This window comes from Enterobacter sp. MGH119 (assembly GCF_001037675.1).
GTDB lineage: Bacteria > Pseudomonadota > Gammaproteobacteria > Enterobacterales > Enterobacteriaceae > Enterobacter > Enterobacter hormaechei_C.
In genome coordinates this window covers 1,427,175-1,451,659 of the sequence record NZ_KQ089929.1, presented here as the reverse complement: position 1 = coordinate 1,451,659, position 24,485 = coordinate 1,427,175, and the positions used below count along the sequence as shown (strand labels likewise).

At 51.2% G+C, this 24,485-nt stretch carries 38 protein-coding genes and 2 pseudogenes; 27 read left to right on the top strand and 13 right to left on the bottom strand.

Annotated features, from left to right (window positions below; all coding sequences use genetic code 11):
• Positions 1–92: 92 nt before the first annotated feature.
• Positions 93–194 (top strand): small membrane protein YoaI, encoded by a 102-nt coding sequence (yoaI, locus tag SK53_RS23900; RefSeq protein ID WP_017384693.1) that lies wholly within the window; start codon positions 93–95, stop codon positions 192–194.
• Positions 195–214: 20 nt separating this feature from the next.
• Here yoaI and SK53_RS06900 read toward each other — a convergent pair whose 3' ends face one another.
• The 12 genes and pseudogenes from SK53_RS06900 to SK53_RS06845 form a co-directional block, all read right to left on the bottom strand.
• Positions 215–715, bottom strand: a complete 501-nt coding sequence (locus SK53_RS06900) for a YbaK/prolyl-tRNA synthetase associated domain-containing protein (protein WP_022650816.1) — start codon at positions 713–715, stop codon at positions 215–217.
• Between the two features lie 219 nt (positions 716–934).
• Positions 935–2,077 carry a phage integrase Arm DNA-binding domain-containing protein gene (locus SK53_RS06895; protein WP_006809195.1) on the bottom strand — a complete coding sequence of 381 codons (1,143 nt, stop codon included), beginning with the start codon at positions 2,075–2,077 and terminating at the stop codon, positions 935–937.
• The gene (locus SK53_RS22615) at positions 2,052–2,315 is read right to left on the bottom strand and encodes an excisionase (protein WP_022650818.1); all 264 of its coding nucleotides are present in this window, start codon (positions 2,313–2,315) and stop codon (positions 2,052–2,054) included. Before SK53_RS22615 ends, SK53_RS06895 begins: the two co-directional genes overlap by 26 nt.
• A 32-nt stretch (positions 2,316–2,347) precedes the next feature.
• Positions 2,348–2,617 (bottom strand): hypothetical protein, encoded by a 270-nt coding sequence (locus tag SK53_RS06890; protein ID WP_023315860.1) that lies wholly within the window; start codon positions 2,615–2,617, stop codon positions 2,348–2,350.
• Positions 2,618–2,717: 100 nt separating this feature from the next.
• Positions 2,718–3,002, bottom strand: a pseudogene (locus SK53_RS24040) (dATP/dGTP pyrophosphohydrolase domain-containing protein); the annotation flags it as partial.
• A gap of 387 nt (positions 3,003–3,389) precedes the next feature.
• Positions 3,390–3,677, bottom strand: a complete 288-nt coding sequence (locus SK53_RS06875; protein ID WP_048208907.1) for a DUF7739 domain-containing protein — start codon at positions 3,675–3,677, stop codon at positions 3,390–3,392.
• A 2-nt stretch (positions 3,678–3,679) separates the two neighbouring features.
• A complete protein-coding gene (locus SK53_RS22610) occupies positions 3,680–4,051 on the bottom strand; it encodes an ead/Ea22-like family protein (protein ID WP_075262514.1) in 372 nt (123 codons plus the stop codon).
• Positions 4,048–4,278: a hypothetical protein gene (locus tag SK53_RS06865; protein WP_048208905.1), complete on the bottom strand. Its 231-nt coding sequence runs from the start codon at positions 4,276–4,278 to the stop codon at positions 4,048–4,050. The genes SK53_RS22610 and SK53_RS06865 overlap by 4 nt, the downstream gene beginning before the upstream one ends.
• Complete coding sequence (locus tag SK53_RS06860; RefSeq protein ID WP_053070163.1) at positions 4,275–4,706, bottom strand: hypothetical protein; 432 nt, start codon at positions 4,704–4,706, stop codon at positions 4,275–4,277. The genes SK53_RS06865 and SK53_RS06860 overlap by 4 nt, the downstream gene beginning before the upstream one ends.
• On the bottom strand, positions 4,703–5,530 hold the full coding sequence (locus tag SK53_RS06855) for a hypothetical protein (RefSeq protein WP_048208903.1): 828 nt from the start codon (positions 5,528–5,530) through the stop codon (positions 4,703–4,705). The genes SK53_RS06860 and SK53_RS06855 overlap by 4 nt, the downstream gene beginning before the upstream one ends.
• A complete protein-coding gene (locus tag SK53_RS06850; protein ID WP_048208902.1) occupies positions 5,530–5,889 on the bottom strand; it encodes a hypothetical protein in 360 nt (119 codons plus the stop codon). Before SK53_RS06850 ends, SK53_RS06855 begins: the two co-directional genes overlap by 1 nt.
• A 1,059-nt stretch (positions 5,890–6,948) precedes the next feature.
• Positions 6,949–7,608, bottom strand: coding sequence for a LexA family protein (locus SK53_RS06845; protein WP_172657808.1), 660 nt, complete (start codon positions 7,606–7,608; stop codon positions 6,949–6,951).
• A 92-nt stretch (positions 7,609–7,700) separates the two neighbouring features.
• Here SK53_RS06845 and SK53_RS06840 point away from each other — a divergent pair, with 92 nt between their 5' ends.
• The 21 genes and pseudogenes from SK53_RS06840 (at position 7,701) to SK53_RS23575 (ending at position 19,485) form a co-directional block, all read left to right on the top strand.
• Positions 7,701–7,898, top strand: a complete 198-nt coding sequence (locus SK53_RS06840; protein WP_016530206.1) for a Cro/CI family transcriptional regulator — start codon at positions 7,701–7,703, stop codon at positions 7,896–7,898.
• A 25-nt stretch (positions 7,899–7,923) separates the two neighbouring features.
• On the top strand, positions 7,924–8,394 hold the full coding sequence (locus tag SK53_RS06835; protein WP_023305901.1) for a YmfL family putative regulatory protein: 471 nt from the start codon (positions 7,924–7,926) through the stop codon (positions 8,392–8,394).
• 240 nt (positions 8,395–8,634) lie between these two features.
• The gene (locus SK53_RS22605) at positions 8,635–8,814 is read left to right on the top strand and encodes a DUF4222 domain-containing protein (RefSeq protein ID WP_075262513.1); all 180 of its coding nucleotides are present in this window, start codon (positions 8,635–8,637) and stop codon (positions 8,812–8,814) included.
• The gene (locus SK53_RS06825; RefSeq protein ID WP_048208899.1) at positions 8,804–9,694 is read left to right on the top strand and encodes a conserved phage C-terminal domain-containing protein; all 891 of its coding nucleotides are present in this window, start codon (positions 8,804–8,806) and stop codon (positions 9,692–9,694) included. Before SK53_RS22605 ends, SK53_RS06825 begins: the two co-directional genes overlap by 11 nt.
• The gene (locus tag SK53_RS06820) at positions 9,691–10,185 is read left to right on the top strand and encodes a hypothetical protein (RefSeq protein WP_048208897.1); all 495 of its coding nucleotides are present in this window, start codon (positions 9,691–9,693) and stop codon (positions 10,183–10,185) included. Before SK53_RS06825 ends, SK53_RS06820 begins: the two co-directional genes overlap by 4 nt.
• Complete coding sequence (locus SK53_RS06815; protein ID WP_048208895.1) at positions 10,185–10,937, top strand: hypothetical protein; 753 nt, start codon at positions 10,185–10,187, stop codon at positions 10,935–10,937. The genes SK53_RS06820 and SK53_RS06815 overlap by 1 nt, the downstream gene beginning before the upstream one ends.
• Before the next feature lie 4 nt (positions 10,938–10,941).
• On the top strand, positions 10,942–11,607 hold the full coding sequence (locus SK53_RS06810; protein WP_048208893.1) for an MT-A70 family methyltransferase: 666 nt from the start codon (positions 10,942–10,944) through the stop codon (positions 11,605–11,607).
• The gene (locus SK53_RS06805; RefSeq protein WP_022650831.1) at positions 11,604–11,831 is read left to right on the top strand and encodes a hypothetical protein; all 228 of its coding nucleotides are present in this window, start codon (positions 11,604–11,606) and stop codon (positions 11,829–11,831) included. Before SK53_RS06810 ends, SK53_RS06805 begins: the two co-directional genes overlap by 4 nt.
• Positions 11,828–12,148: a LexA family protein gene (locus SK53_RS06800; protein WP_023315875.1), complete on the top strand. Its 321-nt coding sequence runs from the start codon at positions 11,828–11,830 to the stop codon at positions 12,146–12,148. Before SK53_RS06805 ends, SK53_RS06800 begins: the two co-directional genes overlap by 4 nt.
• On the top strand, positions 12,145–12,534 hold the full coding sequence (locus tag SK53_RS06795) for a RusA family crossover junction endodeoxyribonuclease (RefSeq protein WP_022650833.1): 390 nt from the start codon (positions 12,145–12,147) through the stop codon (positions 12,532–12,534). Before SK53_RS06800 ends, SK53_RS06795 begins: the two co-directional genes overlap by 4 nt.
• Positions 12,531–13,521: pseudogene (locus SK53_RS06790) on the top strand (DUF968 domain-containing protein). Before SK53_RS06795 ends, SK53_RS06790 begins: the two are co-directional and overlap by 4 nt.
• 12 nt (positions 13,522–13,533) lie before the next feature.
• Entirely contained in the window at positions 13,534–14,112 is a 579-nt protein-coding gene (locus tag SK53_RS06785; protein WP_048208891.1) for a DUF1133 family protein, read from the top strand.
• Positions 14,113–14,267: 155 nt separating this feature from the next.
• Complete coding sequence (locus SK53_RS06780; RefSeq protein ID WP_032103826.1) at positions 14,268–14,663, top strand: phage holin family protein; 396 nt, start codon at positions 14,268–14,270, stop codon at positions 14,661–14,663.
• Positions 14,650–14,931: a phage holin family protein gene (locus SK53_RS06775; protein WP_045338888.1), complete on the top strand. Its 282-nt coding sequence runs from the start codon at positions 14,650–14,652 to the stop codon at positions 14,929–14,931. The genes SK53_RS06780 and SK53_RS06775 overlap by 14 nt, the downstream gene beginning before the upstream one ends.
• Positions 14,931–15,563 (top strand): glycoside hydrolase family 19 protein, encoded by a 633-nt coding sequence (locus tag SK53_RS06770; protein WP_048208888.1) that lies wholly within the window; start codon positions 14,931–14,933, stop codon positions 15,561–15,563. Before SK53_RS06775 ends, SK53_RS06770 begins: the two co-directional genes overlap by 1 nt.
• A gap of 1 nt (position 15,564) precedes the next feature.
• Positions 15,565–15,876, top strand: a complete 312-nt coding sequence (locus SK53_RS06765) for a hypothetical protein (protein ID WP_048208887.1) — start codon at positions 15,565–15,567, stop codon at positions 15,874–15,876.
• The gene (locus SK53_RS06760) at positions 15,873–16,142 is read left to right on the top strand and encodes a hypothetical protein (RefSeq protein WP_048208885.1); all 270 of its coding nucleotides are present in this window, start codon (positions 15,873–15,875) and stop codon (positions 16,140–16,142) included. Before SK53_RS06765 ends, SK53_RS06760 begins: the two co-directional genes overlap by 4 nt.
• A 4-nt stretch (positions 16,143–16,146) precedes the next feature.
• Positions 16,147–16,296 (top strand): hypothetical protein, encoded by a 150-nt coding sequence (locus SK53_RS06755; protein WP_255349773.1) that lies wholly within the window; start codon positions 16,147–16,149, stop codon positions 16,294–16,296.
• A gap of 490 nt (positions 16,297–16,786) precedes the next feature.
• Positions 16,787–17,014: a hypothetical protein gene (locus SK53_RS06750; RefSeq protein ID WP_048208881.1), complete on the top strand. Its 228-nt coding sequence runs from the start codon at positions 16,787–16,789 to the stop codon at positions 17,012–17,014.
• A gap of 666 nt (positions 17,015–17,680) precedes the next feature.
• Positions 17,681–19,138 carry a glycosyltransferase family 2 protein gene (locus SK53_RS06745; protein ID WP_048208879.1) on the top strand — a complete coding sequence of 486 codons (1,458 nt, stop codon included), beginning with the start codon at positions 17,681–17,683 and terminating at the stop codon, positions 19,136–19,138.
• A gap of 11 nt (positions 19,139–19,149) precedes the next feature.
• On the top strand, positions 19,150–19,485 hold the full coding sequence (locus tag SK53_RS23575; protein ID WP_040117528.1) for a hypothetical protein: 336 nt from the start codon (positions 19,150–19,152) through the stop codon (positions 19,483–19,485).
• Here SK53_RS23575 and SK53_RS06740 read toward each other — a convergent pair.
• Positions 19,439–19,696 carry a hypothetical protein gene (locus tag SK53_RS06740; protein ID WP_040117529.1) on the bottom strand — a complete coding sequence of 86 codons (258 nt, stop codon included), beginning with the start codon at positions 19,694–19,696 and terminating at the stop codon, positions 19,439–19,441. The genes SK53_RS23575 and SK53_RS06740 overlap by 47 nt on opposite strands.
• Before the next feature lie 165 nt (positions 19,697–19,861).
• Here SK53_RS06740 and SK53_RS22590 point away from each other — a divergent pair, with 165 nt between their 5' ends.
• The 5 genes from SK53_RS22590 to SK53_RS06715 all read left to right on the top strand — a co-directional run bounded on the left by SK53_RS22590 (position 19,862) and on the right by SK53_RS06715 (position 24,473).
• A complete protein-coding gene (locus tag SK53_RS22590) occupies positions 19,862–20,452 on the top strand; it encodes a hypothetical protein (protein WP_075262526.1) in 591 nt (196 codons plus the stop codon).
• The gene (locus SK53_RS22585; protein WP_075262512.1) at positions 20,452–20,802 is read left to right on the top strand and encodes an HNH endonuclease; all 351 of its coding nucleotides are present in this window, start codon (positions 20,452–20,454) and stop codon (positions 20,800–20,802) included. The genes SK53_RS22590 and SK53_RS22585 overlap by 1 nt, the downstream gene beginning before the upstream one ends.
• Before the next feature lie 157 nt (positions 20,803–20,959).
• Positions 20,960–21,433, top strand: coding sequence for a phage terminase small subunit P27 family (locus SK53_RS06725; RefSeq protein WP_048208875.1), 474 nt, complete (start codon positions 20,960–20,962; stop codon positions 21,431–21,433).
• Entirely contained in the window at positions 21,433–23,169 is a 1,737-nt protein-coding gene (locus SK53_RS06720) for a terminase large subunit (RefSeq protein WP_016063095.1), read from the top strand. Before SK53_RS06725 ends, SK53_RS06720 begins: the two co-directional genes overlap by 1 nt.
• Positions 23,169–24,473 carry a phage portal protein gene (locus SK53_RS06715; protein WP_040092011.1) on the top strand — a complete coding sequence of 435 codons (1,305 nt, stop codon included), beginning with the start codon at positions 23,169–23,171 and terminating at the stop codon, positions 24,471–24,473. The genes SK53_RS06720 and SK53_RS06715 overlap by 1 nt, the downstream gene beginning before the upstream one ends.
• Positions 24,474–24,485 lie beyond the last annotated feature (12 nt).

The following is a 24,485-nucleotide window of genomic DNA, read 5'->3' as shown; positions in this document are numbered from 1 at the left end:
AAAAAATCGTCATTTCGCGGACGCGTCATTGTCATTTAGCTGTCATTGTGGGGGAGTAAAAAAAGAGGTAAATGGGCAAAGCAGAGGGCATCATGAACGATCCTATGTTTGTCGAAACGCTAATTATTTCCTCATCATTTTTTATCATCGCGATTATTTTGATTGCTTCCGTGCTGCTGCTGGAAAACGGCTGACCGTTAGCCAGCCGCTGTATTTATTGTTTACGGAACGTCACCAGTTCAGGACGGGCGATACGCAGATAGTCCTGGGTATCCATTATCACCGATTTTTCCAGCAGGCCGGCGTTAAAGGCGATTTCATCGAAGCGCTCAAACAGCAGCGGATCGGCGACCAGCGTCAGATCCGGATGAAAGCTGAAGGGGGGAATGGCGCCGAAAACGCAGCCGGTAAGCGCATCCACTTCTGCCGGACTGGCGAGAGAGGCCTTTAGCCCACCGAAATGGCTGGCCAGCAGGCTCAGATCGGCCTGCCGATCGGCGGCAAGGATTGCCAGAATATGTTTCTTAACGCCGTTGCCTTTTACCTTGCAGACCAGTGCTTTTGCACCCTGCCGGAGATCGGTCCCGCGAATTTCACTGACCGCTTCGCATTTCCCAACGGCCTCATGCGCCACCACGCGAAAGCGCGCCTCCTGCTCGGTTAATAAGCTGATTAGCCGCTGATGGGTCGTCGTCCCGGTCACGTCATCAGACATAACGATTTCACCTGTGATTTGCCAATACGTAGCTTGCTACATTAGCACGGGACGGAGAGGGCTGAAAGAAAACAGCCAGCGGGAGCGCTGGCTGTTGGGTCATGCGTTGCTGGTGGATGACTGTTTCTGGAGCAATTCGCTAAATTCTAAGTGACTGAATTTAATTTATAAAACTCTTTCCCCAAAACATCCCCAAAATAATTCCCCAAAACTCCCTGTTTAAATCACAACTTTTTTCCATTCTAGACCACGATCATCTCCATACATTACGCTCATTGCTTCGGTTTTATGCCCTAAAAGAGTTTTGACATCTATACCCTGAGCTTTGTATGTTCTTGATGAAAGCGAGCGCTGTTCATGAAACGGCGGAAGGGCAGTGCAATCCTTAGGCCAGGTAATATTTGCTTTATCTCTTGCCTCCTTAAAATATCTTGATATCGTTTTTTCTGGAACGTGAGATCCCGCTTTACCGTAAGCGTGATGCTTAACATGGTGGATCAGATAAGGGCTTACTACTCTATCGCGACACTTACTAATAACATCAGCCAGAGTCAACCCGATTGCATCGCACCTTAAATTTAAGGGGATAGCTAACTTCATTCCGGTTTTATTTTGGGTAACATGAAGGTGATTATCCCAAATGTCACTAAACTTCATCTCGACTATGTCACCTATCCTTTGCCCGGTTACTAAAGCCAAAAGCATAGAATTTTGAGCGCAAGGAGGTAAAGAGCCTGCGCTTTCAAAAATCAACTTCCATTGTTCAATGCTAAGTCTGCTTCGTTTTACTTTGGCTATTGGATTTTTTACAGCTAAGGCTGGGTTATAGCCAGGATCAACCTCGCCAGCATGCTGCGCCTCTTTGAACACGTCGTTTAGTACGCTTCTTATCAGTTGGCCCATTCTGTGCTTTCCCTCTGCCTTATATTCATCAATAATTTTTGCAATGAGTCTTGTATCAACATCCTTCAGGCGAAGGTTTGGCACTCTATCTGCGAGAATCTGAGAACATAATCGTCTGGATTTTACAGTAGGGTTTTTTATCTCACCGTCACGCAACCTTTCCATCTGAATTTCGATGTATTTTTTAATCCACTCAGAAACACGTATACCTTGATCCTTTTTCCCTGAGCTCTTCATTGCCATATCAATCAGAGCATAAGATTGCTGAGTTTCTTGTTCTGCTGTTATACGGTTCATCTCGATTGCAGCAGCTTTTGCCGCTTCATCATCTGTTCCGAATCCAATAAATGAACCTGTTACAGGGTGGCGATATTGCCAATAAATTTTTGAAGTACGTTTATCTAACTTACAGTAAAGGTTGGGTATTTTGACATTATGTTTTCTGGGGCGAGCTGCCATTTATTGCTTTCTCCACTAACTGGCGGGCCTTGTCTGATAATGATGACGAAATATCAACACTGCCAACCATGCCAACAAAACGAGCATCTTCATCTATTACCCAGCGTCGACCTTGCTTTAAGGCTGGCGGATAAGTCTGTTTGGTCTTTGCTATTTTGTTTAATGCTGAGTTGCTTAATGGATATTTGAATCCATTAGGACCAGATGCCCACTCATGAAGTGTTACTAACTGCCCCATGCGTTTCTCTCCACTTTACCGGCTGCACCCGGCTATCTTTTATAGAAAATGCATGATGAGCACCCACCACGGAGGCCATCATTGCAGGTACGACATCTTTTCGTTTCGTTGTTATAAAGCTGGTTGGCCATCTCCTTTGAAATAATTACTGGCATCGGAACGCGGATAACCAGCCTGCGGAGTTCGGCTATTTCGTCTGCCTGCTCCATGACTCTGGCGTACAGGTCCGATGCTTCACCTTTCCACCAGGCAACATCGGATTTAAGACGGCGCAGGCGCCGCTGTTTGAGTTTGCTCACCATGGCAGCCACCCCATTTGCTGAAGTGCGCCGATTGCCAGCAGCACGAACATCACAAAATCGAATGGGTTAGGCATCACTTCACCTCCTGCTGCGGTGCTGCTTTGATATGCAGTCGCGGCTCGCCGTCTTTCGGCTCTGGCCACTGGCGCGCCATATTCACCTTCAGCTTTTCTTCCATCGCTGCTGTAATTTCACCATCGCTGATACCGGCGCGGCGCTGTGCATCCCATAATAAGAACTGCATGTCAGCCCACTCACTGAGATCATCAGGTTCCTCTGCTGCTTCGAGTGCCTCTTTCGACAGATGCTTGAGCGGGCCGACAGGACCAACATCACCGAACGTGGCCTGTGACCACTCAGCATGGCGCTGACGGATGAGATTACGCAATTGCAAAGATGAACCGGTTTCTTCTGGCAACTTGTTAGTCGTCGTTACAGGTTCGGAACCCTGAAGCATGGCGGCGCACATTGCGTCATATTCAGAAAATGGTTGCAACCTGTATCCATCAGGCACAGATACCGGCGCTGGCGGGGCAGAGCGATACAGAAGCACATCACCCATCTCTGTTCTCGATGCTGGCCATACGTCTGCATCAGATCCCGATTTGAGATAATCAAGATTGGACTGGTCGATGACGCACACAGCCTCCGCTTCGAGCGATGCCAGCGCGATACGCGCCAGCACCGAAGCCTCACCACATTGAACGTGGTCAGTTTCGATAATTTGCTGTAACTGCTCTTTGGTGAATTCTTTGGTAATAGTGCTCATGGGTTAATGACTCCTGAATCCGTTGCAACCACGAAGAAACTCGACGATGTAGCCCTTCATCTCGGCAGCCATATCTCCCGACCAGCCCTCCGGTGGTGTCCATGACACGACCAAATCCGCCATCTTTTTCGCTTTGGCTGGCGTCACATCAAGCGGGTCATTGGTATGCTGTTGGTTGACAAGCTTTTCCATTCCTGGAATATCCAGAACTGCAAACCACGTCCCATTAGCGAGTCCGAGGCCGGGAATGCGTTGCCCACTACGGCGTTTATCTTTGAGCTCTACTGACATGCTCACTCTCCTTTACCGGCTGCGGCTGCGATTTCAGCTTCACTACGATAATCGCCACTGATAACAACCTTCAGGCGCCCTATAATTTCCCAGACGTTTTCCGGGCTGGCATCTTTCAGGAGCGACAGTGCGCGTTCGTTGCGCTTGTCTTTAGCCTCCAGCTCCTCCAGCAGCGCCTGAACTACATCGGCGGCTTTCTGGCACTGGTCAACAATGCTCACGTCACAACCGGTATCGAATCCGTCCTCAGTTTCAAAGCGGAGCTCTACGGTGTCGACGTCGATATCAGATGGTTCGAAGCCGGCGATGTTTTCCAGAATGTTGATTGTGCTTTCTGCGCTTTCAAGTAACGCGCGTTTGTCGATGTTGCTCATTGGGCGGCTCCTTCTGCTTTCTTTTCGTCAACGCTCCAGGCTGTAGCCAGCGCGCCAGTCACATGCATAAACGAGTGCTTTACTTTAACCGAGAAGGTTTCTCCTGTTGCCGATACCGTTTCGATGGTGGTCAGCTCGCCGCCGCTATCGAAATCAGGGTAGAACTGCGTTACCAGATTACTTTCGACAATCACCGTTCCGTCCGGCGTGTGCATTTTCAGTTTCATGACTGCACTCCTTTGCGAAGCTCGTCAGCGAAGTTCTCAGCATCAGCAGCCATGCCAGCAGCTTCTTCAGACATCCTCATGCTTCGGCTACGCAGAGCCTGCTGTCGTTCTCGCTTATGTGCGGCAAACATCTCCACACCCTGCGCCCGCACTTCAGCCAGGAAAGCAGAGGTTTCTGGGGTTTTCTTCATGACATAGACGGTGTCCTCTCCAGCCTCATGACCGCAGATGTAGCCGTGCAACGCTGGTTGATACGTCTCGCGTCCAAACAAGCCAAGACGTTCGCCAAGCTCCTGAATATCAGCACCATCCAGCGATGCACCATCAGCCGCTGCGCGGAAACAGGTTTTGACAAAGTCCTTCAGCCCCGCATTCTCCGCAGCCAGCGCTGCGCACTTGGCTTCAAGTTCTTCATAATTCAATTTCATGCTGGTGCTCCTGAACGTTGTGAAGCTATGGCTTTATGCTCGTCGATAATTTCCATGGCTTCTGCATGCGCCAACCCTTCGAGAGAGATGACGCCCGTGTCACTTATCCCGGCCAGGCTTATCAACTCAACAAGGCGGCGCGCTTTCTTAACGCTAATCTCCGGCGCTATAACGCTGCGGGTGACTTTCTTTTTCCCCCTGGCGGCAGCAGAAGCTTTATCCTTCTGAAGAACCTCACCGGCCTTTTCGCCAAACTCTTTTACTCGGTCAACGGCCACATCTACAGACACGGTCCCGGACTTAACTTCTTTCTGAACGTCGTGATTGGCTGTGCTAAGAAGCAGAAGCTTTTCGACAGTAGGGACAGACTTGTTGACCAGTTTTGCTATCTCGCTGGTGGTCTGGTTGAAGGCGTTATGAAGCTCCTGAATAACAGCTGCCTGTTCCATATCGGATAGCGGGAGCTGGTTGTTACTGGTCATGATGCGCGCCAGGCGCTGAACATCGTTACCGTTGAACGGCATGATATGGATGCGGTCTACTGGCTTACCAGCTTCTGCACAGCGCGCATAGCAGCGACGCCGACGGTGGCCTTCAACAACCCACACTCCACCTTCATCACGGGCGATAACCTCCAGCGGGGGAACGGAGCCACCGTTCATCAGATAGTTGAAGAGGTCATCATCTGCCTGGCGGGTACGCTCATCATCTTCGCGTTTGTTGAAACCTTCACGCACATGGATTTGGTCAAGGCTGATGAACATCCCGGTATCGGTGCGCTTGATGGTCCCGTCACGTGTCATTTGCTTGAATGAGTTAGCCATTAGAGAGCCACCTCGTTATTTTGGGAAACGACGACGGTAGACAACTCACGCAGTTCTCGCTGGGCTTCCAGTAAATGCATATTGGTTCTGCTCTTCGTGTGGCGTTCAACAATGTGGTCACACTCTTTGGCCCAGCTTGAGACATCTTCACGCAAGGTAGCGTTCTGAACAGCCAGTTCCTTACGCTGAGCCATCGCTTCGCAAAGCGCGACGCTGGTAATATCCAGGCGGTTAGCCAGTTCGGTCATAATGCCGCGATAAGCTGGCGGAAGGAGAGGTGCTGCCTTACGTGCTGCGTCGATCAGCTGCTCCCGGGTCATGCGTGGTTGTAACTCGGTGACGTTCTGTGTGTTCGTCATGGATAGTTTCTCCGTGTTATATGCGCTCTGCACAGCGCTGAATTCTTGGCCTTACAACTTAGAAGAGGCCACCTTGATCTTTAGGGGAGGTTCGTTTCCGCTTGGTAACTTCAGCCTTTGAAACCTGCTTGTCTGCCCAGGCTTTTGCGTGCCTCATTACATCGTCGAAAATTGCGCCCTTCTTACTGGCTTGTGACATTCGCTTATACAAATCAAGTGCTTGCCACGCCCCCCCTCTGAGCCACCGAAGAGGAAAAGCCTTGTTTAATCAGCTGTTCCCTCACGTTCTTCTCTATAAATTCGAGGTGGTTCATCGTTCCTCCAGTGGAAATTCACCCTGAATTTTGGTTGCACGAATCCCTCGCCGGTTGGCGACAAAAAATTAAGGGTGTTCGTTTTAGTAAGCACCCAACCAGGGCACTTAGTGAAACGGGCGGCCGCCACCGCCAGTCAGCTTCTCCACAATTGAGAGCGCGTTCTCCTGAGTTGATTTAACGACTACGGCCTCTCAAGTTGAACGCAGAACGCGCTTTCAGTTGTGAAAAGGGGCGGTCGACATTAAGGACATTCAAAACTGCCGACCGCTAAGACTACACACAGCATCTGGTACAGCTACTACGGTTAACACAACTGGAAGCGCACTCCGTTCGTTTATTTACCTGCCATCCACAACCGATAGTTGATGGAGTGCGCTTTCATGTTGTGTGCCGGGATTCCACCGGCTCCCATCTGTTTTTATAGCCACTCAGATATCGTCTGGGCTGTCACCTGATCGCCACGCTGGTGAAACGTCTCTGGCCGTCGTGCTTGCCTGGCTTGCACATTCCGGCTACCCGCTGGATCTGGAAAAAGTAATGCAAGGAATCCCCGGACCGCTGCGGCACATGTGCCATATGCCGTACTACTTACCACCACACCACCACAGGTAACTGTCAGTACCCGTGGTGTGATTTAAATGTACCTTTAGTTACTATAATGGTCAAGCGGTGAATGTACTTTTTGTTACCTGAAGGTGCGAAAAAAATGCCAGAAGAATATCTGGCATTTGGAATGAATAACTTAGATGTTCTGGGTTATCTGAACTACCTTCCCAACAATCCGGCAATTACCGTCTATTGGGATGGGTTTAAAGGCAGGATTAAGTGGCATCAAATATGCAAAAGGACTATCCCATACAAGCTTTTTAACGGTCGCCTCAGCTGAGCCGTCAAGTATCGCTACTACAATTTTTCCGTAAAGGTCATCCAGCTGGCCATAATGAGGCTCAACAATAACGATCGAACCTTCAGGGATTGATGGAAGCCCATGAGGGTTAGTCATAGACTCCCCACGAACAACCAATCCGAATACTTCATCAGAAACATTTGCAGTGGTTTGTGTCCATGAAATCACATCAGAAAGCCTTGAGCATGCATAAGTATCAGTCCACATACCAGCCTGAACAGCCGAGATAATGGGGACTGCCGTTGGGGGCTTAAGGAACGGAACAACTTTAGTATCGTCCTGCGTTTCCTCACCCTGACCGTAAAGAATCCATTCTGGAGTTGTCTGCAACGCCATTGCCAGCTGGTGGAGGTTCTCACCATCAGGTTTGGTTGTACCGCTCTCCCACTTAGTTACGGAAACACGGCTGACGCCTAAGCGTTTAGCCAGGGTCTGCTGTGTTATGTCGAGCTGGACTCGTCGGGATCTTATTCGGTCTTTCATCTCTGTTTTCATGTAACCAATGTTACATTGATTCCTTGTAACTGTTGTTTGCTATTTGATGTACCTTTTGTTACCTTTAAGGCGTGAGTTAACCAGGAGGAACCATGCGTAAATCAGAAGTCATTGAGCACTTCGGCGGCGTATCAAAAACCGCCAGTGTCCTTGGGATTTCCCACCCGGCAGTTTGCCGATGGGGTGAAGTCATCCCTCAAAAGCAAGCGTTCGTCATCGAGCGAATTACGAAAGGCAAGCTTAAGTACGATGCGAGCCTTTACCAAAAGGCTACAGATTCAGCTGCTTGAAAGTAACTACAAAAGGAAAATCAACATGGTAGAGCCAAGCCTGAAAGAAGTAGTGAAAGCGATGTGCAAAGCGTATCCCGGTGGCCGTGAGGCTATGGCCGGTGCTCTTGGCATGTCAGTAACTCAGTTCAATAACAACCTGTATGAGAAGAATGGCTGCCGGTTTTTCGAAGTGAACGAGCTGGAGGCCATGGAAGATATCTCGAATACGTCCCTCCTGGCAGATTACTTTGCCCGTCGTCGTGGTGCGCTGCTGGTGGACATTCCTCAACTTGAAGACCTTGATCGTGTCGACCTTTTTGATCGTGCCATGAGAACGTCAGCAGCGCGTGGACGTGTTGATACCGTGATCCAGAGAGCTCTCGAAGATGGAGTAATCGAACGTCATGAAGCTGAAGAAATCAACGAATATCACCGCCGTCATCTGGCAGCGCGTGAAGAAGAGATCCGCGCGATTGTCGCGCTGTTTAGCCGTAAGAAAAGCCAAAAGAAGTGACGCCCGCGAGTGTGCAGCTCCGGGCGTCGTGGCGTGTCGTATTCAGTGGAGAAACTAACGCATGAACAGTTTAAACCGATTGAGACCAGCGAAGCAATTCAGATGCCTTCCTCTGGTGGGAAAAGATTCCCCGTTCGGCTATGTGGAGAGATTAAACAACCAGGCGGATCAGAACAACTACCAGCCTGAGAACGCGATGGTAGAGGCATTTGCACTGATGAACGAGAAGGGGCGTGAGGAATGGCTGAAGTTGACCGGCGATTCAGAGACCAAAGAGGCATCACCGTCCACGTCATCAGATGGGAGCCTGAAACCCGACGCGTTATATACCTTCGCGAAGGGTACGATCATGAGTGCTTCAGCCCTCTTGAGCAATTCCAGCGTAAATTTACAGAGTTAAAGGACGACCATGAGCACTAAATTAACAGGTTACGTTTGGGACGCTTGCGCCGCTTCTGGCATGAAGCTGTCCAGCGTTGCCATCATGGCGCGTCTGGCAGACTTCAGCAGTGATGAAGGGGTTAGCTGGCCTTCCATTGCTACCATCGCGCGCCAGATTGGTGCTGGTGAGAGCACGGTACGCACAGCTATTTCTCAGCTGGAAAAAGACGGTTGGCTGACTCGCCAGCAGCGTCGTAAGGGAAACCGTAATGCATCCAACGTTTATCAGCTGAACGTCCAAAAGCTCCGTGATTCTGCCTTTTCTCACCTGTCAGAATCTGACGCGTCAAAATCTGATGCATCAAAATCCGACCCGTCAAAATTTGATGCGTCGAAAAACAGTAATAATGGCAGTTTTCACCCGTCAGAATCTGGTGGGGATCCGTCAGTAAAATCAACTACTGATCCATCAGATAAAAAACCTTCTTGTCAGGTTGCCCCGCAACCCGACGATGAGAGTGCTGGCAAGAAGACTGATCCTGAAGTTTTGCTGACTGAAAATTCCAGACTGGTACTGAAACATCTCAACCAGGTGAGCGGTTCTCGTTTCCAGAATTGCCCTGCGTCGCTGGATAACATCCGCGCAAGACTTCGCGAGGGCTTCACTCCCGAAGAACTCATGCTGGTGGTCGATTACAAGCACGAGCACTGGAAAGGACTAAAGGATTACCAGTACATGCGTCCAAAAACTTTGTTCACCCCCGGAAACTTCCCAGGCTACCTACAGATTGCAACTCGCTGGGATGCGAAGGGCAGACCACAACGCGAAGATTGGGATGCAGCACGTAAGAAAAACTCCCTTACCTTCGGCGGGCCAGATAAAGCAATCCCAGCAGGTTTCAGAGGAGCTAAGCCATGAGCCTCTTGAAAGACATTCAGATTTTCATCGCCACTAACCCTGGCTTAACGAACAAAGATATTGCGGCATCAATGCCCCAGTACGACGTTCACGCTGTTCAGCGCGGTGTATGCCATCTGGTCAAACTGAATCGCGCAACCCGCCAGCATAACGGTAAGTGCTACCAGTATTTTGCCAAAGCACCGGGTGGGGAGATTGGCGAGGGGCGTTCTGCACTGAAAATCAACCGGGCTGATAAACCAGCTGTACCAGAACAGGAAGAAGGTCTGAATCCGGCTGTGACCACAATGATGGATAAGGCTCAAGGCCTGTTTGAAAAAGGTCTCTACCAGCGTGCAGCCACGGTTCTGATGGATGCCTTCAATCGCTCTAAGAACGAAGAGCAGCGGATGAAGATACTGATTGAGCGTCAGCGTTGCCTGAGCATGGCGCCGAAAGTTAAAGCACCCTCTGATGCATGGTGTCTTGCTGGCCGAGCGAGGAATGTCTGATGATCCACTACCACGGAGGACCAATCACACCGGACACATGCGCGCTGAAGGCATGGAAAGGCAGGCACGCTTTCATCTCCTTCGCTAACCCCGGCCAAATAGCCCTGGCCAGCGAAGTCACCCAGTCTTTCGCGCTGGATAACGGTGCATTTAGCTTCTGGAATAAGGGCCAGCCAGTTAACTGGTTCGACTATTACGAATTCGTTAAGGAGTGGATGAATCATCCTCGTTTCGCATTTGCAGTTATTCCAGATGTAATCGGAGGAACCAGTGAAGAGAACGATGCTCTTATAGCTGAATGGCCGCATGGCAAAGTCGTCGGCGCGCCAGTCTATCACTTCAACGAGCCTGACGAACGTTTCATCCGCTTGTGTCATGAATTCCCAAGGGTATGCATCGGTAGCATGGGTGAATACGATGCAAAGCGACCTCGAGCCTGCCGGGCAAAATTGCGAGACCTTATACGCCACGTAGTCGATTCAAATGGCTATCCGATTACCAAGCTTCATGGCCTTCGCATGCTGAATAAAGATATTTTCACTCACATCCCGCTGTCGTCAGCTGACAGCACCAACGTTGCGCGCAACATCGGAATAGATAAGTCGTGGGATAAATCAGCCTACGCGCCAGCCAGCAAAGAAACCCGCGCGGCGGTGCTGGTTGAACGCATTGAATCATTTAACTCCGCAAGTTCATTGAATTACGACGCAGAACGCGATCGGTTCACGCCACAACTTGCTTTTGAGGTGTAACGCGATGACCGGGAAATACTCACTCATTTATGCCGACCCAGCCTGGCTTTATGACAACAAAGCCAGTAACGGTGCAGCAGAAGATCACTACGACACGATGAAACTGATCGACATGAAGCGCTTGCCGGTTTGGGACCTGGCTGCCGATGATGCAGTTCTGGCTATGTGGTTTACCGGAACCCATACCCGAGAGGCTATCGAGCTGGCTGAAGCGTGGGGCTTTAAGGTCCGCACGATGAAGGGCTTTACCTGGGTAAAGTTCAATCCACTGGCAGAGCAGCACATCAACAAAGCACTTCAGGCAGGCCGTGTGGAGGATTTTTACGACTTCCTCGACCTGCTGAACGTACAAACACGCATGAACGGCGGGAACTACACCCGAGCCAATACCGAAGACGTGCTAATCGCCACCAGGGGAAATGGACTGGAACGCAAGTGCGCCAGCATTAAGCAGGTTATCTACAGTCCACTCGGTGAGCACAGCCAGAAGCCAGCAGAGGCGCGTTTCCGTCTGGAGAAGCTTTACGGTGATGTTCCACGCATCGAACTATTCAGCCGTTGCGGTGCGCCTGGCTGGGACCACTGGGGAAATCAATCTGAATCACCAGCTGTTGAGCTTATACCGGCAGTTGCCGTTCCCATGAAAAAACTACAGGAGCGCGCCGCATGAAAAAACTATCTACCGAGCATGAGAACGCTGTGCGTGATGTAGCCCGTCAATGCAACGATGCCATCAAAAAAGCCCTAAAGCAGAAGCCAAAGCCAAGCTGGAATGTCGTAGTGCCTCCGATCCTGAAGGAGTACCACGAGAAGGTTAAACCGATGGGTGTAAGCCTGGTGATGTTCAACAGCGTAATCGGACGCCTGAACGGGCGTTATGGAGTCGAGTCATGATCGAATTAACGCCGCGTCAGAATGAAGTGTTCGAAGCTATCAAGGTTCATATCGAAAAGGCTGGCTTCCCACCTACGATGCTGGAGCTTGCCGGATTAATTGGCTGCGCATCACCGAACGCTGCTGTAGCGCACGTGAAGTCACTTAAGAAAAAGGGTTACATCACTGTTGCTCCTGGCGCAGCCAGGGGCATTACCGTCGTCAAAACGGAATGGGATGCAGAACCAGTGACGATCATCAAAGACCTGCTATCCGGCGGAGACAAGGCCAGAGATAACGCTGTTGAATGGCTGAAAAAACAGGGAGTGAGTTTATGAAACTGGTGCTCCCGTTCCCACCGAGCGTAAACACATACTGGCGAGCCCCAAACAAGGGGCCGTTAAAAGGCCGCCATCTTATCAGCGAGAAGGGCAGGGCATACCAGAGCGCGGCATGTGCAGCGATCATTGAGCAACTGCGTTGCTTACCAAAACCATCATCATCACCAGCTGCGGTGGAGATCCTTCTCTTTCCGCCAGATGCCCGCCGCCGCGACATCGACAACTACAACAAGGCTCTGTTTGATGCGCTTACGCATGCTGGCATTTGGGAGGATGACAGCCAGGTGCAGAGAATGCTGGTGGAGTGGGGACCTAAAGTGCATGGCGGAAGGGTAGAAATATCGATAACCAGGCATCAACCAACAATGGGGGGAATTGGGTGAGAGCCATACTGACGCCTGAAATTGCGCCGATGTCTGGGGTGGTTCTGTTCCGCCCTGGTACCGAACTGCTCTGGCTATTCCGTCAGGGAAGGGTAGTTATTGAGCCACCATCCGAAGCCATACAGCATCTGCCATCTGGATTAATCCCTGAAGCCCACCAGCCCCTGACTGACGATGCCAATATGCAGGCTATTTTCGTTAACGAGAGGGTCATTCAGCGAGCCGGTGGATTGAGTAGCCTTGATGCCTGGCTGGAGAGAAAATTTGAATGCCAGTGGCCTCACACTGACTGGCATGCCAGTGACTTTACGATAATGCGCCACGCTCCGGGGAGCATTCGTCTTTGCTGGTCGTGTGATAACCATTTACGTGAGCAAACCACTGAAAGACTGGCAGGAATTGCCATGCAGAACCTGGTAAAATGGCTGCTGGAAAGGGTAAATATTGATTTAGGTTTCAGCCCTGACCACACTCTTTCGCTTCCTGAGTTCTGCTGGTGGATGGTACGTAATGATCTGGCTGACCTTGTTCCTGAATCAGTGGCGAGTAAAGCACTCAGAATCAAGCCAGAACAGCACAGTTCAGTGATGAGGGAAAGCGACATTGTCCCGTCATTACCGGCTACGCAAATCTTTCAGGAGAAGGCAAAAAAAGATAGTGGCGGTGAAGGTCGATCCTGAAACGCCGGAATCTTTCATGCTGAGGCCAAAGCGCCGACGCTGGGAAAACGAGAAATACACCCGCTGGGTGAAGTCGCAGCAGTGCAGTTGCTGCAATAACCCGGCAGACGACCCCCACCACCTGATAGGCCACGGGCAGGGTGGAATGGGTACTAAGGCGCATGACCTGTTTGTGATACCGCTGTGCAGAGCGCATCACGACGAGTTACACGCTGATCCTGTGGCATTTGAAGCGAAATACGGCGACCAGTTGGTGCTGTTGTTTCGGTTTTTAGATCGTGCGCTGGAAATCGGCGTACTGGCGTAAGTGGAGACGCAAATGATCAATCCTTCAGAAGTAGGCAAATCCGGCGAGTTGGTTCGCCTTCGCACTCTCGAAAGTATCTGGGTACAGGGAAAGCTCCGCATGTGGGGCCGCTGGTCTTATATCGGTGGTGGCTCGGGCGGAAACATGTTCAACCAGCTGCTGGCATCCGGGAAAATAACCAAATCCGCCATCAACGATGCGCTGCGCCGCATGAAGAAATCCGGCATCACTAAACCCGAGCTGGAAGCATACCTTCGTGAAATTCTCGACAGTAAAAACAAAACTGGCCTGGCGTTCTGCTCAGACGAGGAGGGGCTAAAGATTGACGGCGTTATTGCTGCGATATTGATGAACGAAGAATACCATGGGCTGTATAGTGTGATTGTTGATCGTCATCGTCTGCGTAAAAGCAAACTCCAGATGGCTAAAGAGCTTAATTCAAAACACCCCGGCTGGACCCTTATTACATGCCGTCGTCGTATTGATACATGGGTTAGTCTTGCAGAATCGATCCTTTACGCACCACTTTGTGACGCATTCGCCACAAATAGCGACAGATTTACGTTGCAGAGTGAGCAGGAAAGTGCTTAAATTGTGGTAGGCTCGGGACAGTAAAGCGTACTGAGCAACAAATCAAAACATAAACCCGCCACTGCTGCGGGTTTTTTATTTTAAGGGCTGCCTCCGGGTGGCCTTTTTTGTTTCCCCTCGTTCTGAGAGGACTCACGGCAAAAAGAGGGGGCTAAATGTCCGATCCTGTTTCTGGCGCTACGGTAGCGGCTGGTGGTCTTATGGGGGCCAGTATCTTTGGCCTGGCAACCGGTATTGATTACGGTGTGGTGTTTGGCGCATTCGCTGGTGCAGTGTTCTATGTCGCTACGGCGGTTAATATCAGCCGCCTTAAGCTGGTGGGCTACTTCATCACCTCATTCATCTTCGGCGTTATTGGCGCTCCACTTCTTGGCTCTTACTTCTCCAAATGGACGGGGTATAGCGACAGGCCACTTGATGCGCTGGGCGCGGTAATCGTAGCCGCTATTGCGATTAAGCTGCTGACGTTCGTCAACAGCCAGGATTTGGGTAGCCTGTTTGGAATTCTCTCTCGTTTACGTGGAGGAGGGACCAGCAATGGTAACAAGTGATCCGAGTGCAATGGCGAATGCCATCATCTGCGGGGTAATCGTTCTTGCCCTCATGTTCTACCAGCGTGGAGGGGCGAGACATCGTCCACTGATATCGCTGATGGCTTATTTCACGGTGCTGGTTTATGCCAGCGTCCCTTTCCGTTACCTGTTTGGCCTGTATCACGAATCGCACTGGTTTGTGGTGCTTGTGAACGTTCTGATTTGCGCTGCTCTTCTCTGGGCACGGGGAAACATGGCGCGCCTGATTGATGCACTGAGGCACTAATGAACCAATCACAATTTCAGAAGGCGGCTGGTATCAGCGCCGGGTTAGCTGCGCGCTGGTTTCCACATATCGACGCTGCCATGAAGGAATACGGCATCACAGCACCGCTTGACCAGGCCATGTTTATTGCCCAGATGGGGCATGAAAGCACCAGGTTTACCCGTGTTGTGGAAAATCTGAATTACGCGGCAGAAAACCTGGTACCTACGTTCGGCAGCCACCGCATCACTCCACAGCAGGCCGCCGCACTTGGCAGAACGGCAGCTCATCCGGCTAACCAGAAAGCGATCGCTAATCTGGTGTACGGCGGTGAGTGGGGTAAAGAACACCTGGGCAATCAGTCAGCAGGCCATGGCTGGAAATATCGCGGTCGTGGTTTGAAGCAAATCACCGGGCTGAGCAATTATCACAGTTGTGGTCAGGCGCTCAAACTGGATCTGGTGTCGTATCCCGAATTGCTGGAGCGAGATGATTACGCTGCGCGCTCAGCTGCATGGTTCTATTCGTCTCGCGGTTGCCTGCTCCATTCCGGCGACGTGGAGCGCGTCACGCTGCTTATCAATGGTGGACGTAACGGGCTGGATAAACGCCGCGCGCTGTTTAACCTGGCGAAATCTGTGCTGGTGGTGTGATATGACAACAAAGATATATCTATTGATTACCGCCGTTCTCCTTCTGTCTGCTTGTGACAATGGGCCAGCGCCAGCCAAGTCAACAATGGCAGTTTCATCTCAACTTTCATCGGATGCCGACCGCATCAAGGTGACAAAAATGTCAGAGTTCCGTGACGGGCTCGCTTATGACAATTGGCGTGGTGTTTATCTCATCCAGGATAAACAAACGGGACGTGAATACATCGGAATAAGTGGAATCGGTATATCAGAGGTTGGATCTCATAGCCAACTGGTCGGAAAAGTACAGCAGCAGGTAAGGGACGAAAGATGAACCTTGAAACAATGCTGGGGCTAATAGTTGCAGCGCTAGCAGCAATTGTCGGAGCGTTTGGCTTGGGCCATATCCGCGGCACCAGCAAAGCGGAAGCGAAAGCCGACCAGCAGCGCACTGAAGATAACGCAGCGGCAACGGTCGCAGCAGCCGAACGCCGGGTAGAAGCAACGAAAGAGGCCAGCAATGTACAGCAGACTGTTAACCATATGCCTGGCGACGATGTTGATCGCGAGCTGCGGGACAACTGGACCCGTAAGGGTTGAGGTAGTGGATACGGCTTGCGACTGGGTTAAACCCATCTACGGCACAGCCCACGACTGGGATGTGCTGGACCGCCAGACGAAGAAAGACATCCTGGCTCATAACAAAGCGTGGCAGGCTAACTGTCAGAATCCAAAGGAAGTGAGGTCCAAGTGATTGCAACCATCGGAACAATTCTTGTTTGGGCTTTAATCGTTATTGCTGGAGCTGCTGGACTGCTATTCGCTTTCATCGGATTTATGTTTTTTATCAATTGGCCAAAGTGAACTAGCTCAAAGTTTAAGGATATATCGTAACTTTGAAGCTACAAGATTATTAACATCTCAGGTGCTGCAAGAAGCAGCGTCACTCTGGGATTTTAAAAATGGGACAGTTCTATTACGTAAATAAAAATGCTCAGGCAAACGGCGACCACGAGGTACACGTTACAGGATGCGCATTTATGCCTGCGACAGAGAATCGCATTTACCTTGGTATCTTCGACACATGTCGTCCAGCTGTCACGGAAGCTAAGAAGCATTATTCAAAATCAAACGGGTGTTACTACTGCTGTAAACCATGTCATACCTCATAAGTAACATCTCTAACGTCAAAAGGCTGCCTATGGGCGGCCTTTTTTATTCCCAGAAGAAGCAGGAGAAGAAGCATGTTAACAGTAAAAGTAATGTCACTTGGCGGCGGCGAAGAGATTCATTGCGGTCTGAGCGTTGGTTTCAATCCTAACCAGCAGAGTATTGCTGTCTCGGGAATGGACAAAAATGTATTCCTGAAACCCGGCGAGGTCGCCTACGTGATGAACCAGAACGGAAAGACGGTTTCTCGTTACGAGCATATTGCCAGTCAGGAAGCACTGCATAACGCGGTGGATTCGTAGCCATTACAAAGCTCACCTGCTGGTGGGCTTGATAATGGTAAAAAAATAGCCCTCCACTGGAGGGCAACTTATACGGCTTATTTCGTTTTAAGGTACTACACCCTCTGGCGTTGGTAGGAGCCAGCTCAGAGGATATTAATAATGACCTGTGTCATTTTGCTTTCAAGCGCAAGTGGACGCTTTAAGAATTTTCTTGCACTCATCGCAGCCGCAGAAAAAGTAGCACTATCCCGCTACAAGTTATCAAGCGGCTCACACGAGCATTAAATTCTTTAGTCACTCGTTGGAGGGTTTTCGTGCATGAAGAAAAAGTACTATGATAAACGCGCCGTCAAATGATGGCCTACACATGGTAAGCACAATGAAAAAGGTACTGGCTGTTCTTTTTATTCTGATGTCTCTGGGTGCAACAACTCAAGCGTATGCAGGTAACTGTCAACATGACTCAGATACCGCAAGCGATGGTTCTCGCTGTGGTGGACGATCTGCTGATTCCCGCCCCGGAGGCGGTGGATCTCGTTAAAAAATCAAAGGTCGCTTAGGCGGCCTTTTTGTTGTGCATCGCACGCGCACATCAAAGAAAGTCTTTCAGCTGTGAGCCTGGGCAAACCGTTAACTTTCGGCGACTTTGCCGTGCGACAGGCTCACGTCTAAAAGGAAAATCAAATGCAGGTCACTATTGATGGTGTCCCGTTTGTGCCTGCCTGCGCTTCAGCGTCACGGATTGGCATTGCCATCACTACCCACAACCGGCCAGACGTTTTAAACCGCGCCATTGAGCAGCACATTAAACATCTGCCAGCCGGCGCGCTGGTGGTGGTAGTCGATGATGGTTCAAAACCTGCCGCAGTAGTGCCTGACGGCGTGCAGCTACTTCGCCATGAAACATCACTCGGCATTGTTGCTTCGAAGAACGCCAGTTTAACCGCGCTGATGGACGCCGGGTGTGAGCATCTTTTCCTTTGGGACGATGACGCCTGGCCCATCGCTGATAACTGGCACCTTCCATACATCGAATCACCCGAACCGCACCTGGCTTACCAGTTTCTCGATCTGGCAGGGACGAATAAGCTGAAGGATATGGCGGTCCTGTACCGGGATGATAAGCACATCGCTTACACCGGGCAGCGCGGCGTGATGCTGTATTACCACCGCAGCGCTATCGAGAAGGTTGGCGGTTTCGATCCCGTTTACGGTCGCGGCATGTACGAACACAGCGACCTCGCCCTGCGCATCCATAATGCTGGCCTGACGACATGGGCTTACGGTGATGTGGTCGGTTCAGAAAAGCTGATCCATTCTCTCGATGAGCATGAAGCCGTAGAGCGTTCGGTACCGCGTCCCGACCGACAGGCGCTGGTGGAACGTAACGTGAAGATCCACAACGAACGGCGTGATGCCGGGTTTACTGGTTACGTTGAATACCGCCAGCAGCGCGATGTAGTTATCACAACGCTGCTCACCAGTCAGCCTGACCCGCAGCGCGGCACGAAAATGGCGGCCTCGCCTGACATGCTGGCTAAATGGGCCTCATCACTTCGGAATTGTGGCCGCATAGCGCTGGTGGATGAGCTGCATGCAGCCTCGGCAGATGTTGAGCTATGTCGCGTTCCTGACGTGAAGATGAATGTCTACTTCCGGCGATGGCTGCACATCTGGCAACATCTACGCGATCACCCTGAATACCGATTCGTCTGGTGTACCGATGGTACCGATGTCGAAATGCTTCGCGCCCCGTGGGAAGAAATGGCGCCCGGGAAGGTGTACGTCGGTTCAGAACCAAAGACTTACGCTGACGCCTGGGCAAAGCAGAATCATCCGGAGCGCATCTATCAGGAGTTCATTGAAGAGCATCGCAACGATGTGATGCTAAATGCTGGACTGCTGGGTGGTACCCGCGCTGATGTAATGGCGTTCGCTCACGGCATCATCCGTCTTTACTACCGGATCGAGAGCTATCGTTTCTGGAAGAAAGAACAGGCAGGCGCCGGTGTGGGCGACATGATGGCGTTCGGCATTGTTGCGCAGTCATTCGCTGACAGGTTGGTCACCGGCCCTCTGGTACATACCGTTTTCAAAACTGATGGCATCGGCAAAGAAAATGCTTGGTGGCGCCATAAATAACAGGAGTTCTTATGATTTCATATGAGGTTGAGTTTCCGACTCAAAAATCGTTTAGCTTAAAAATAAACGGTTATTCTTCAGCGGAGGGACTGGACTGTAAAACGGTTGAGGCTATTGGCGGAGACGTCAAAGTACATATCAATAAGAAAACAATGCTGACTGTACCTTACCGTGAAGACATTACAGCAGACTTTACTCTTGAAGGTTACAAGCAGCGCGCTGAAACTCATGCGAAAACTGTAATCGATCAGATTGTGAATGCGGCTCAGCACCGAGCCGCTGACGATTTAATTCAGGAAGTTACGAACGCGGTTGCTTCTTCTGAATTATTTTCTCAACTCTCTTAATCGCTTCGTGAGCATCTGGGGCAGATGAAATTTCAGGCGGTGTAACCTCCTTCAGTACATCCATCAGAACGTCCCCAACATTCTGTTTTGGTGACAGCTTGTTAACAGCTTCAATAATCAAAGAAAAAACCAGTTTATTGGTGGCTTTTTCAATCTTTAATTCACGTTGCAAATCTGCAACTGCTTTTTCCAGTTCTGACATGGAACCCATGGGTATTTTCCTTTTCGGAGGTAATCAGCCATCCCCCCGCGACAGAGTGCGCCAGTGTCCCACCACTGACGGGCTGAATGCTTACCTTAACCAGGGTTAAAGAGAAGCAACACCCTGATATTCAGACAGTAGCCGCTATTGTGCGGCTTTTTTATTGGAGATTCGCTGGTGGCTGAAGAGATTAAGTTTGTGGTGGTCGGCCATCACTCTCGCACAGGACATGCACAACGTCTTGCTGCGCTGCTGGATGCCCATCTGCTGATTGATGACGGTAACCACGGTGCGAACTGGAATCATCGCCGCGCGCTTGAGTGGGCAGCAGAACAAACATGCCGGGTTGTCGTAATTGAGGATGACGCGCTGCCTGTGGATTTGTTCTACACACCAGTATCGAACTGGTTGAAACGCTTCCCTGATTCCTTGATAAGTTTTTATCTGGGCACTGGTCGCCCACCTCAGTATCAAATACAGATAGCCGAACGGCTGATAGTTGCTGATAAGACTCAGGCTGACTACATCACACTGCCGCGGCTGATACACGGCGTTTGTTATAGCGTACCTTCTCAGCATATTGAACGAGTCCTTTCTCGATGGGACAGCAGCAAGCCCGCCGATTACGCTGTGGGTGATGCATGGGGTGGCTCAGTGATCTATCCGTGTTACTCGCTGGTGGACCATGCTGACGGCGAACCGGTTGAGCGTCACCCAGACTCAGCGCCACGCACAGAACGCCGCCGGGCGTGGAGGTTAGCCTGATGCCTGCGTTAATACCGAGGGCATGCCGCAAGCGTGGCTGCCCTGGCACAACCACAGACCGCTCGGGCTATTGTCCCAAGCACCTTAACGAAGGCTGGCAGCAGCATCAGCGAGGACAGAGCAGGCATCAGCGAGGTTATGGCAGCAAGTGGGACAGGCTGCGCCCAATCGTTCTCGACAGAGATAAACACCTTTGTCAGGAATGCCTGCGAAATGGAAGGTATAAACCCGCTGAGACGGTGGACCACATCACCGCCAAAGCAAATGGGGGGACCGATGACCTGTCCAACCTCGAAAGCCTCTGCAAGCCTTGCCACAGGGCGAAGACAGCGGTCGAAAGACTCAAATGACATCAATTTTCATTTGAATCGACAGAGGGGGAGGGCGGGTTGAAAGTTCAGGAACGACGCGCCAAAGGACCGCCGCCTAACCTCTTTTCACATCGCCGCAGGTTAGAAAACTTTTTTATGGGGTTCCCCACTCGATAATTAATAGGAGTTTTCGATTATGTCTGGACCACCGAAAACCCCGACCCATCTACGTTTGGTGAGGGGTAACCCATCTAAACGCCCGATCAATGAGAACGAACCAAAACCCCCTTCAGGGGTACCCCCAACGCCGAAGCATTTCGACAAGCAGGGGAAATACTGGTTTAAACGGATGGCCGACGAGCTTGATGCTATCGGTGTGATGTCTCAGCTGGACGCCAGAGCCCTTGAGCTGCTGGTTGAGGCCTATACCGAATACCGGCATCACTGCGACACGCTTGAAGTTGAGGGCTACACCTACCGGACCGAAACGCAGAACGGTGATGTGCTGATCAAGGCTCACCCCGCAGCCATCATGAAAGCTGATGCCTGGAAACGTCTGCGTGCCATGCTTGGTGAGTTCGGCATGACTCCAGCCAGCCGATCGAAAGTGAATGCAAAAGGTCCTGAAGCGGTTGACCCGCTGGCCGAGTTTATGAAAGCGAGAGATTAATGGCTAAGGTTGCAGAAGGCATCCGCTACGCCGAGAGGGTAGTGGCAGGTGAAATTATTGCCTGTGAGTATGTGCGCCTTGCCTGTCAGCGTTTTCTTGACGATCTGGCACACGGCGAAGAGCGCGGTATTTTCTTCAGTGAACCGCGCGCGCAGCACATTCTGAATTTCTATAATTTTGTACCTCACGTAAAAGGCGCGCTGGCAGGGCAGCCTATTGAGCTGATGGACTGGCACGTTTTCATCCTGATTAATATTTTTGGTTTCGTGATCCCGCTGGTTAACGAAGAAACGGGAGAAACCGTTCTGCGTAACGACGGCAGCGGTCGTCCAGTAATGGTCCGGCGCTTCCGGACAGCAGATGTTGAGGTGGCTCGTAAAAATGCCAAATCAACGCTTTGCTCTGGCGTGGGGCTTTATATGGCTGGCGCCGACGGCGAGGGCGGTGCGGAGGTTTATTCCGCTGCAACCACCCGTGACCAGGCGCGAATTGTTTTTGAAGACGCGAAGAATATGGTCAAAAAGGCGAAAGCCACGCTTGGGCGGATCTTCGAATTCAACAAGCTCGCTATCTACCAGGAGCAAACGGCCTCCAAGTTCGAGCCATTATCATCAGATGCGAACAACCTCGATGGTCTGAACATCCACTGCGCTATCGTCGACGAGCTGCATGCTCACAAAACCCGTGACGTCTGGGACGTTCTGGAGACGGCAACCGGTGCGCGTCTGCAATCGCTGCTTTTCGGTATCACCACCGCCGGTTTCAACAAAGAAGGCATCTGCTACGAATTGCGTGATTACGCCATCAAGGTGCTGCGTGGGCTGGTAAAAGACGATACGTTTTTTGCCATCATCTACACCTTAGATGAAGGTGACGATCCCTTTGATGAAAAAGTCTGGCAGAAGGCGAATCCGGGGCTGGGTATCTGTAAGCGCTGGGATGACCTGCGCCGCCTGGCTAAAAAGGCGAAAGAGCAGGTTTCGGCCAGAATCAACTTTTTCACCAAGCACATGAATATCTGGGTTACCGCTGAGTCAGCCTGGATGGACATGATGAAATGGGAGAAATGCGAGTTTATCGCCCCGCAGCACGAACTTAAAACCTATCCCTCCTGGGTGGGCGTTGACCTGTCAAACAAAATTGATATCTGTGCGGCCGCTAAAGTCTGGCGCGCGCCAGATGGCCACGTTCATGCTGATTTCAAATTCTGGCTACCGGAAGGACGCCTTGAGAAATGTTCACGCCAGATGGCAGAGCTCTATCGTAAGTGGGCCGGGATGGACAAGCTGATCCTTACCGACGGGGATGTAATCGACCATGCTCAGATTAAGGAAGAGCTACAGCTGTGGGTAGCTGGCGAGAGCCTGAAAGAAATTGGATTCGACCCGTGGAGTGCGACGCAGTTCAGCCTTGCGCTGGCAGAAGAAGGGTTGCCGCTGGTGGAAGTGCCGCAGACGGTTCGCAATTTCTCTGAGGCGATGAAAGAGGTCGAAGCGCTGGTATACGGTGGCCGCTTCCATCACAGCGATCACCCGGTGATGAACTGGATGATGTCCAACGTAACCGTCAAACCTGACCGGAACGAGAACATTTTCCCGAATAAGTCCACACCAGAGGCCAAAATTGACGGCCCTGCGGCCTTGTTCACAGCAATGAGCCGCGTTCTGGTTAACGGTGGCAACGACCAGCAGGATCTCTCCGGATTCTTCAATAATCCCATCATGGTAGGTTTCTGATGAAAAAAAACAAACGGCCAGGCAGGGTTAAAAGTGCTCTGCTTAACTGGCTTGGTGTGCCTATCAGCCTGACTACCGGCACATTCTGGGAGGAATGGTTTGGTACCAGCAGCAGCGGAAAGGTGGTCACGGCCGATAAAGCCATCCAGCTATCGGCTGTGTGGGCATGCGTAAGACTGTTAAGCGAGTCTATTTCAACCCTTCCGCTGAAAATATACGTTCGACAGCCTGACGGTTCGCGTAAAGCGGCAACCGATCATCCGGCCTACTCGATACTGTGCCGCCGACCCAATTCAGAAATGACACCATCACGCTTTATGTTGATGGTGGTCGCCAGTATTTGCCTGCGCGGGAACGCCTTCATTGAGAAGAAATTCATCGCAAACCGCCTGGTTTCGCTGGTGCCTTTGCTGCCGCAGAACATGGTGGTTAAACGTCTCACGACCGGGGCGCTGGAATACAAATACACTGAAAACGGTAACGAGCGCGTCATTCCCGTCAAAAACATCATGCACATTCGCGGGTTCGGTCTTGACGGTGTTTGCGGCATGATGCCGATGAAAACAGGGCGGGATGTGATCGGTTCTGCAATGGCGGTTGAGGAGTCTGCCGCGAAGATTTTTGAACAGGGGCTTCAGAGTTCAGGTTTTCTCTCCGCTGAGGGTGCACTGGATCACGAACAACGTGAAAGACTTCGCAGCTACATGGCTGCATTTACCGGTTCAAAAAACGCCGGGAAAATCATGGTGCTTGAAGGCGGATTGAAGTACCAGGGCGTCACCATGAATCCCGAAGACGCCCAGATGCTGGAAAGCCGCTCTTTCAGTATTGAGGAAATCTGTCGCTGGTTTCGCGTTCCGCCTTTCATGGTCGGTCACACCACGAAGCAAAGCAGCTGGGCATCCAGTCTGGAGGGCATGAACCTCCAGTTCCTGACGCACACCCTGCGACCCCTGTTGGTGAACATAGAACAGGAAATAGGACGGTGCCTGCTGGACAGCGATGATGAGGTGTTCGCGGAGTTCTCTGTAGAAGGACTGCTGCGCGCCGACAGCGCGGGCCGTGCTGCGTACTATACCAGTGCGCTCCAGAATGGGTGGATGTCCCGCAATGACGTGCGCCGTCTTGAGAATATGCCACCGATTGAAGGGGGTGACATTTACACCGTTCAGCTCAACCTGACGCAACTGAAAAATCTCGAAAGCAGCAATCCTGCTGTTCAGGCTCTGGCTCTGAGAGAACTGCATAACCACGTATTCCCCGATATTTCCTTTGAACAATCTCCGCTGAAACAGGCCGCTTAGGAGCACTTTCCT